Here is a 456-nt window from a genome sequence, read left to right as displayed (position 1 = left end):
AACTGCCATAATCGAAATAGGTATTGGTTCACGTCTAAAGGTTGTCTAAATCGATGACTTGATACTTCTTTTAAGTAGCTCTCTTCGTTTCTCCAAACTTCTTCAAACACCGATTTTAGAAACGGTTGGGGTAAATGAGTACTATAAAAGCTTGAGAATTTTCGATTATATAAGCTTAAAAAATTGCCCAAATTATTACTTATCGAATATCGATGATTAAAAAGTGCAGAAGGATTACTCCGAAAGAGTTTTCTCTTATCAAAATATTTATTAATAATTGCGACATCCGTCAAAGCAACTGCGCCTAAAAAGTTCTCTTCCCCCACCACCATCAAAGGTTGTAATTGAATACCATCGCAAGGTAAACCATTTTTAAAAAAGAACTCTGGTTTTAAAGGACTATTAATAAAGGTGTCATCATTAAAATAGACAAAGTGTTCTGCCAAGCCTTCTATT

1 protein-coding gene is annotated in these 456 nt (G+C 33.6%); it reads right to left on the bottom strand.

Going from position 1 to position 456, the window contains the following annotated elements; all coding sequences use genetic code 11:
• On the bottom strand, positions 1 to 456 hold a 456-nt coding region (locus F7Q96_RS26575; RefSeq protein WP_211923539.1), incomplete at both ends, for a stealth conserved region 3 domain-containing protein.

This window comes from Cupriavidus gilardii (genome assembly GCF_008801915.1).
Lineage (GTDB): Bacteria > Pseudomonadota > Gammaproteobacteria > Burkholderiales > Burkholderiaceae > Cupriavidus > Cupriavidus gilardii.
This window is presented reverse-complemented; position numbering and strand designations above follow the sequence as displayed.